Annotated in this window: 7 protein-coding genes and 3 pseudogenes; 6 read left to right on the forward strand and 4 right to left on the reverse strand. The window is 67.8% G+C overall.

All coding sequences use genetic code 11. The annotated features are described in order from the left end of the window. The first annotated feature begins 12 nt into the window (after positions 1-12). Genes NF20_RS12635 through NF20_RS12645 form a run of 3 tightly spaced genes read left to right on the forward strand, consistent with a single transcriptional unit; the run spans position 13 to position 2,406 of the window. Complete coding sequence (locus NF20_RS12635) at positions 13-696, forward strand: M15 family metallopeptidase (protein ID WP_033710384.1); 684 nt, start codon at positions 13-15, stop codon at positions 694-696. Positions 697-722: 26 nt separating this feature from the next. Continuing rightward, complete coding sequence (locus tag NF20_RS12640) at positions 723-1,229, forward strand: DUF2505 domain-containing protein (RefSeq protein WP_011725800.1); 507 nt, start codon at positions 723-725, stop codon at positions 1,227-1,229. A gap of 10 nt (positions 1,230-1,239) precedes the next feature. Beyond that, entirely contained in the window at positions 1,240-2,406 is a 1,167-nt protein-coding gene (locus NF20_RS12645) for a glycosyltransferase (protein WP_033710382.1), read from the forward strand. A 4-nt stretch (positions 2,407-2,410) separates the two neighbouring features. On the opposite strand, the pseudogene NF20_RS12650 reads toward NF20_RS12645, so the two are convergent. From NF20_RS12650 to NF20_RS12660, 3 genes and pseudogenes are all read right to left on the reverse strand, one after another. After that, positions 2,411-3,034, reverse strand: a pseudogene (locus tag NF20_RS12650) (class I SAM-dependent methyltransferase); the annotation flags it as partial. Positions 3,035-3,090: 56 nt separating this feature from the next. After that, complete coding sequence (gene istB / locus NF20_RS12655) at positions 3,091-3,942, reverse strand: IS21-like element helper ATPase IstB (protein ID WP_033717233.1); 852 nt, start codon at positions 3,940-3,942, stop codon at positions 3,091-3,093. Continuing rightward, positions 3,939-5,299, reverse strand: a pseudogene (locus tag NF20_RS12660) (IS21/IS408/IS1162 family transposase). The gene istB and the pseudogene NF20_RS12660 overlap by 4 nt, the downstream one beginning before the upstream one ends. 101 nt (positions 5,300-5,400) lie before the next feature. Between NF20_RS12660 and NF20_RS12665 the strand changes: the two are divergent. Both NF20_RS12665 and NF20_RS12670 read left to right on the forward strand, forming a co-directional pair. Next, positions 5,401-6,128: pseudogene (locus tag NF20_RS12665) on the forward strand (glycoside hydrolase). A gap of 196 nt (positions 6,129-6,324) precedes the next feature. Further along, the gene (locus NF20_RS12670) at positions 6,325-6,612 is read left to right on the forward strand and encodes a DUF732 domain-containing protein (RefSeq protein WP_033710722.1); all 288 of its coding nucleotides are present in this window, start codon (positions 6,325-6,327) and stop codon (positions 6,610-6,612) included. Here the strand turns inward: NF20_RS12670 and NF20_RS12675 are convergent. Beyond that, the gene (locus NF20_RS12675) at positions 6,600-7,205 is read right to left on the reverse strand and encodes an NUDIX domain-containing protein (RefSeq protein WP_033710721.1); all 606 of its coding nucleotides are present in this window, start codon (positions 7,203-7,205) and stop codon (positions 6,600-6,602) included. The genes NF20_RS12670 and NF20_RS12675 overlap by 13 nt on opposite strands. A 23-nt stretch (positions 7,206-7,228) precedes the next feature. Between NF20_RS12675 and NF20_RS12680 the strand changes: the two genes are divergently transcribed. Beyond that, positions 7,229-7,600 (forward strand): nuclear transport factor 2 family protein, encoded by a 372-nt coding sequence (locus NF20_RS12680; protein ID WP_009975685.1) that lies wholly within the window; start codon positions 7,229-7,231, stop codon positions 7,598-7,600. Positions 7,601-7,789 lie beyond the last annotated feature (189 nt).

The raw sequence follows: 7,789 nt of genomic DNA on the forward strand, positions 1-7,789 counted from the left end.
GCGTAGGTCGCGGTGGGCGCGGCAGCACAGGGCGGAAACAAGCGCGCGGGTGCACCGTCGCTGCTGCCCGGCGGACGCTGGGCGGCGGTGCTGGCGGGCGCGGTCATGCTGGCGCAGTGCACCGCTTCGTCGGCCGCCGCGGACCAGACGGTCCGGCCGGTGACCGCCGCCGAACTGGGCGCGAGCTGGCACCCGGGCTGCCCGGTGGAACCCGGGCAACTGCGACGGGTCGACGTCGACCACATCGGTTTCGACGGCCAAACCCACCGGGGCGAGCTGATCGTGAACCAAGACCTGGCGCCGCAGGTGGTCACGATCTTCGCTCGGCTGTACCGGCTGGGCTTTCCCATCGAGAAGATCCGCACGGTCGATCACTACCGCGACGCCGACGACGAGCTGTCCATGGAGGACGACAACACCTCGGCGTTCAACTGCCGGGGTATTCCCGGCAGCGACCGCTGGTCGGAGCATGCTTACGGCCGGGCGATCGACCTCAACCCGCGTCTCAACCCGTGCCTGTACCGCACCGGCGCCTTCCAACCGCAGAACGCGGGGGACTTTCTGGACCGCGACCGCACCGACCCGGGCCTGCTGCACGACGGCGACCCGGCCGTGCGCGCCTTCGCCGACAGCGGGTGGCGCTGGGGTGGACAGTGGACGGCGCCCGTCGACTACCAGCATTTCGAGCGGCCCTGAAGCAGCCTCGGTAGCCTGGGTTCGATATGTCGCGCTCCATTGACGTCTCGACCGAGTCGCCCGCCAGCGTCGAGCAGATCCACGCGGCGTTCGGTCGCGAGGACTATTGGCTGGCACGGATCGCTCCCGCCGCCGCCACCACCACGTTGGACTCGCTGGTGGTCGACGGCGACGGCACGGTGACGGTCCGCGTCACCCAGCACCTCGGTCGTCAGTTGTTGCCGGGCGCGGTGGCCAAATTCGTTCGCGGTGACGTCAAGATCGTGCAGACCGAGACGTGGCGACGGGACGGTGACGGCCAGGTGCGCGGCCAGGTCGACGTCTCGGCGTCGGGCGGATTGGGGTCGGGTCGCGCGGAAAGCTGGCTGGAGCCGGCCGAAGACGGGGGCTCGCGATTGCGTTCCGCCGTGCGCGTCGAGGTCAAAATCCCTTTGGTGGGCCGCAAACTCGAGAAGACCATCGGCGCCGATCTGGCCAAGGGCATTCCCGAGATGCTGCGCTTCACCACCACCTGGATCGACGAGAACGCGTGACGCCCCGGCAATGAGATTTGCGCTCGCGACCATGGGAACCCGCGGGGATGTCGAGCCGTTCGCCACGATCGGCCGGGAGCTGCAGCGTCGGGGTCACGAGGTACGGATGGCGGTGCCGCCCAACTACATTCGCTTCGTCGAGTCGGCGGGGCTTTCCGCGGTTCCCCACGGCCCGGACCAGGTCAAGCAGAACGAGGACATCGTCCGCAAATACGGCACTGCGCCGAACCCGATGTTTCTGGCGTGGGTGATTTCGGAGGATCTCAAGCGGCTCTGGCCCTCGTTGGGCACCGCGCTGACGTCGCTGGCCGACGGGGCCGACTTGCTGTTGACTGACACGAGCGAGCACGGCCTGGCCGCCAATGTCGCTGAGTACTACGACATTCCGGCGGCCACACTGCACTATTACCCCAGCGGTGGGGCCGCGCAGTTGACCCAGGAAGCCGAATCCGCCCAGCGCCGGGCGCTGGGCCTGTCGGCGCCGACCGCACCGGCGGCGCGACGGCCGATGGAGCTGCAGGCCTACGACGAATTCCTCTTTCCCGGGCTGGCGGCCGAATGGGCCCAATGCGAGGTCCGACGCCCTTTCGTCGGTGCGCTGACGCTGGCGTTGCCGACCGAGGCCGACGACGAGGTGCTGTCCTGGATCGCTGCGGGGACGCCGCCGATCTACTTCGGCTTCGGCAGCAGCGCGCGGGTCGCATCGCCGGGTGATGTGATCGCAATGATCAGCGCGGCGTGCGCCGAGCTGGGCCAGCGGGCGCTGATTTGCAGCGGCGTCAGCGATCTCACCCAGATCCCGACCGGCGACCACGTCAAGGCGGTGAGCGCGGTGAACCACTCGACCGTGTTTCCCGCGTGCCGCGCGGTCGTCCACCACGGCGGTCCCGGCACCACGTTCGCGGGGATCCGGGCGGGAGTGCCCAGCCTGGTGCTCGCCGTCTCGGTCGACCAACCGCTGTGGGCCGCGGTGATCAACCAGCTGGAAGTCGGCATCGGACGGCATTTCTCGGAGACGACCCCGGATTCGCTGGTGGCGGATCTGCGGTCGGTCCTCGATCCCGGTTACGTCGCCCGTACCCGTGCGGTGGCCGCGCGGATGAGAACACCCGCCGAAAGCGCGTCGGCAGCGGCCGATGTCTTGGAAGACGCAGCGCGCCAAGGTTCTTGCGGCTGACCGCTCAGCGATCGAGGGGGCGAAGCTGCGCCTCGGAGACGCTCCGATAGGAGGGGAACTCGAAGTCGGGGAAGGCGCAGATGTCACCGCGACCACGGACCTGTTCCAACCAGTAATGCTGGTCGGCGGGCGACGCGCAGGCGTAGAGCTTCATGTACGTCGCCGCGAACGGGAACAAGACACCGTTGCCGACAGCCTGCCAGACGGCCGCGGCGACGCCGGGGGTTTCGACGCCCCGGTAATCGTCCAGCACGACCACGCCCCGGCTAGCCGTGTGTCTCACCGCCAGCTCGATGTCATGGGCGACGCACGGGTAGGCGTGGCAGCCGTCGATGTGGGCCAGGCGCACGGCGCGCTCTCCCAGGTCGAGCTGCGATGATTCGCAGACCTCGATGACCGGCCGGCGAGTGTGGAAGCGGTCCCAGTTGGCCAGGAACTGCTGTTGGTCCAAGCCCGAGTATTGGTCGCGTGAGCTCGGCGACCCGTGGGTGTGGTCCACCACCGCTTCGAACAAATCGCAGATCACCAGTTCTTCGTCGTCGCGGAGACCGTAGCCCATCAGGATGGCCGACTTGCCTTGGTAGGTGCCGATTTCCAGCATGTCGCCGCTGATCCCCTCGGCTGATCGCGCTCGTCGAAAGTCCCCAGGTGTGCTCGCTGAAATTCCTCACCTGTGAGCGGGGGTCAGTGTATCGGTTGGCGGGTTGCCGTGGTGGCGCGGCGCAGGGTTTCGGCGGCGGCGTGGTGGTCGCGTAGTCGGTAGGACTCGCCGTCGAGGTTGATGACCACCGAGCGGTGCAGGAGGCGGTCGAGCATGGCTGCCGCGACGGTAGTGTCGCCGAGGATTTCACCCCAGGCGCCGACGCCGCGGTTGGTGGTGATCACGATGGAGGTCTTCAAATATCGTTGGGAGACAACCTGAAACAACGCCGAGGCCGCTTCGGCCGGCAGCGGTAAGTAGCCCAGTTCATCGATCACCAAGAGTGTGGGTCCGTTAAAGAACCGCATGGTGGTGGCCCAACGTCCTTCGATGGCGGCGCGGTGGCAGCGAGCGGCCAGATCCGCGGCGGTGGTGAAGTAGGTGCGGTAGCCGGCATGGGCGGCCGCCCGCGCCAACCCGACCGACAGGTGTGTTTTGCCGGTGCCCGGCGGGCCGATCAACAAAATGTTGGTCGCCGATTGCAGGTAGCGGCAGGTGCCCAGCTCATCGATCAACGCCCGGTCGATCCCGGCGGCGGCATCGATATCGAAGTCGGCCAGGGTGGCCGGGGTCGGTAGGCAGGCGAACCGCAATCGCCCCGCCAGTTTGCGGGCCGCGGTGGCGTCGACCTCAACAGCGAGCAGTCGTTCCAAGGCCACCGTGAGCGAGAGGCCGTCGGCGCTGGCCTGGTCGAGGACTGCTGGGAGGGCTTCGGCGGCGGCGTGCAGTTTGAGTTCGGCCAGATGCGAGCGCAGCTGCTGATAACGGCTGGCCGCCGCCGACGGTGACTCAACGACAGCCTGGGTGGTTTTGGGGCTGCGTGCTGTGGGGGTCATTGCAGGGTCCTTTTCTGGGCGGCCCGCTCATAAGCGGAGAGGTCGATGACAGTGGAATCGGTTGGCGGCGTGCAGGGTTCGGCAGCAACGGAACCACCGTCTTGGAGTTGAATGAGTTGTGCGGCCGCGGCTTTGGCTACCGGCCCGGGTGGGATGCGTTCCTTGCGGCGGTGCGGTCGCCCGGTGGCCGCGGTGGCCAGCGCGGCGGCGTCCAGGGCGATGACATGCCCGCTGTCGCGGACCATCACCCCGAGCCCGTCGGTGGCCATGCGGTGCCGCGCGATCACGATCCCGCCTGTGGTGGCGATATCGCAGAACTCACCGCCGATCGGATGGCTGACCACCACCGCGGCGGCGGCCAGCTCCGGGGCACCGAGTAGCGGTTGCCGCGGTAGGACACCAACGCTTGCCGCGATGCGGTCCGTTGTTCGGTGACGATCACCGGATACGGCACGGTCGGCACCGGTTGCAGTGGTTCGGTTTTGGCGACGGTGGCCACCGACGAGCGACCATCGGCGGTAGCCCGGATACGGGTGTCACCACGCACCCGGGCGAAGCGGTCCACGCTGGCCTGGGCTTGTTCAACGGTGGCCTCGTCGGCCAAGGTGCGCCACCAGCGTTGGGCGGCGGTGTGGTTGATCTTTTCCACCACGCCCTTGCGGTTGCCGCGCCGGGCGGGGCAGATAGCCACCGCCACGCCGTAGTGTTTGGCCACTCCGGAAAACGACGCCGTCACCCGCCCACTGCCGGGATCGCAGACGGTGGCCATCCGGTCGAACCGCCACACTCGGCTCACCCCGCCCAGGCCGCGCACGACGCGGTCCAGAGCCGCAACCAGATGCGGTTGGTCGGTCGAGGCAGACAAGGCGGCGCGCCACTTGCCCGAGTGCGCCAGGGAACCGACCAACAGATTGGCGGTCTTGCCCCATCCCCAGGACGCGGGTGGATTCGGCAATTCCAGCCAGTCCCATTGGGTTTCATCCCCGGGCGGATGCGTGATGACCGCGTTGGGACGTTCGGTGGCAGTGCGGCAGGCTTGGCAGACCGGCCGCAGATTCCGGGTGCGGATGTTGCGGGTCAGGCTCTGATACGACAGGCCGAACCCGAGGTCTTCGAGTTCATCGAACAGGGTGCGGGCCCACAGATGCGGGTCCTCCAGCAGACGCGCGGTGACGTAGTCGACGAACCGGTCAAACGGATCCGGGCCCGGCCGGGCCCGTTCCCCAGGCTTGCCCTCACCGGTGAGGTATCTGCGGACCGTCTTGCGGTCGAACCCGGTATGGCGGGCGATCGCCGAGATCGTCCAACCACGTTTGCGTAGAGCATGTACTTCCACATCGTCCTCCCATGTGAGCATGAGAAAGCGGGCCTCCTTCAACGAAGCAACTGGCATCAGACACCAGCAGCATCGAAGGAGGCCCGCCCTTCTCGGCGGAGCCACACGGATGGGGAATTTCGATGAGCATCAGTGGGGAATTTCAGCGAGCGCGGTCACGGGTGGTCACCAAGGGCGCCGGCCGATGGCTGGCGGTCGCGGCCTCCCTCGTCATCTCCGCCGCCATGATCCACGCCCAGGGCACCAAGCCGCGCTGCTGCCCCGCGCCACCGGCGGCGGCGCCCACCCCAGCGCCACCGCCTCCAGCGCCGCCGCGAACCCACCGCCGGCCGGCGCTCCGCGCACCGCCAGTCCCGCCGAGGTGGAATCGCTGACGGCCCTGGCACCACCCGCCCCGTCCGCGGGGCAGCAATTCCAGCTCGCACTGCCGCACAGCGTGGGCTCCGAGGACCGGCTGCAGGTCAAGACCATCTGGGCGGCCCGCGCCATCAGCGTGCTGTTCCCCCAGATCACGACCATCTACGGGTATCGGGAAGACCCGTTGCCGTGGCACCCCAACGGGCTGGCGATCGACGTGATGATCCCGAACTACCACACCCCCGAAGGCATCGAGCTCGGCAACCAGATTGCCGGCTACGCCCTGGCGAACGCCAAACGCTGGGGAATCAATCACGTGATCTGGCGGCAGAAGATCTATCCGGGCGTCGGCGGGGGCAACTGGATGGCGGACCTGGGCTCCGAAACCGCCGACCACTACGACCATGTCCACATCGCCACCGACGGCGGCGGTTACCCGAGCGGGCACGAGACCTATTACATCGCGTCGATGACCCCGACGCCGCCGGACTGAACGTCCGAGCCGTTGCGCGGCAACGGGATTGCCACCACCGAACGCCCGCCTTGCTGACGGCGCCGCTCGACGGGCATGAATGCGTTTGCGCGGTTTGCGCCGTTCCGCGCGCAACCCGGCGTCATAGCCCGCATACTGAGCCGGTTGCACCCCACCGAAAGAAGAGCCACGCATCATGTCTGTTTGCGGGCTACGCATGTTATGCATTCCGGCCGTCGTTGCTGCGGCGTTGACCGTAGGTAGCGGGATCGCCGTCGCCGACGACGACGGGTACCTCGCCCAACTGAAGAAGATCGGCGTCGCCTGGCAGCCGGGCGGCGACACCACGCTGATTCAGCTGGGCCACGCGATCTGCTCGGACCGCGCCGCGGGCAATACCCCGGACGAGCTGGCCGCCGATGTGCATTCCGGCCTGAACAGTTCCTTCAACTACGCCGACGCCACGGCCATCGTCAGCGCCGCGGAATCCAACTACTGCCCCTGATCCGTCACGGGCGCGCCGGTTGATTCCGGGCGCAACAGGAACAGGCCGTACGCGGCGATCGACTGCGCGTCGGCGATGACGTCCGTCCGGATCATCTGCTCGACGTCGTCGCGGGAGAACCAGGCGCTGCGCATGTCCTGCTCCTCGTGCTCGCGGTCGGCTTCACCCTCGACGATCCCGGTGGCCAGGAACACCCAGCCGCGCTGACTGCTCATCCCCGGGGCCACGTCGAGCCGGCCCAGCGGCTCGAACGTCGTTGCGCGCAATCCGGTTTCCTCGCGCAGCTCACGCCGGGCCAGCTCGACGGGATCGGCGTCGGCCAACTCCGGAGCGGTGCCCTGGGGGAACTCCCAGCGCCGCTCCCCGATCGGGTAGCGAAACTGCTCCACCAACCCGAAACGCCGCCCGTCGTAGGGCATCACCAGCGCGTACGAAGGCTTGTCGACCACGCTGTAGATGCCCGCGCTGCCGTCCGGGCGGCGGATGTCGTCCTCGCGCAACACCATCCACGGGTTGCGGTAGATCTCCCGGCTGGCGAGGCGTTCGATGAAAGTCACGCCGCCCAGTATCGCGACGAACACCACACCCGACACGGCCAGGAGTAGCGTCCCGATTCATGCCGTCCGCAGAAGCCATCACCGACACCGTGAATCGCTACCTGGCGCTCGTCGCCACCGGTACCGCCGACGACATCGTGACCCTGTACGCGGCCGACGCCACCATCGAGGATCCGATCGGAGCCGACATTCGCCGCGGGCATGACGCGATCCGGGCCTTCTATGCGGGATTCCAGGACGCCAAGAAGGACACCGAACTCGCCGAATTGCGGGTCTCCGGCAGCGAAGCCGCCTTCCTGTGGCACCTCACGCTCGACGCCGGCGACACCCGCACCCGCATCTCGCCCATCTCGACGATGTCGTTCGACGAGGACGCCAAGATCACGGCGATGCGCGCGTTCTGGTCCCCGACCGACGTCCAGGTCCTCTAGCACCGCCTTACCGCGTCGCACTGGCGTCAATCGGCATGGTGCCCGATAGTCGTAGCAACACCGTGAGCGCCAATGTCATCAAGAGGTGGGGTTATGCGTGACGACTCACCCCGGATGAGTCCGCGCCGCCACATCATCGTCAGCGGTGACGACGTGCTGGCGACCACCATCGCCGAGGAACTGAACCGC

Source organism: Mycobacterium sp. MAC_080597_8934 (genome assembly GCF_000523975.1).
Taxonomy (GTDB): domain Bacteria; phylum Actinomycetota; class Actinomycetes; order Mycobacteriales; family Mycobacteriaceae; genus Mycobacterium; species Mycobacterium avium.

What these genes read in the sequence shown, in the direction of transcription:
- istB (WP_033717233.1), bottom strand. Translation starts at nt 3,942, where the DNA reads ATGACCCCCACAGCACGCAGCCCCAAAACCACCCAGGCTGTCGTTGAG.
- NF20_RS12645 (WP_033710382.1), top strand. Translation starts at nt 1,240, where the DNA reads ATGAGATTTGCGCTCGCGACCATGGGAACCCGCGGGGATGTCGAGCCG.
- NF20_RS12670 (WP_033710722.1), top strand. Translation starts at nt 6,325, where the DNA reads ATGTTATGCATTCCGGCCGTCGTTGCTGCGGCGTTGACCGTAGGTAGC.
- NF20_RS12680 (WP_009975685.1), top strand. Translation starts at nt 7,229, where the DNA reads ATGCCGTCCGCAGAAGCCATCACCGACACCGTGAATCGCTACCTGGCG.
- NF20_RS12640 (WP_011725800.1), top strand. Translation starts at nt 723, where the DNA reads ATGTCGCGCTCCATTGACGTCTCGACCGAGTCGCCCGCCAGCGTCGAG.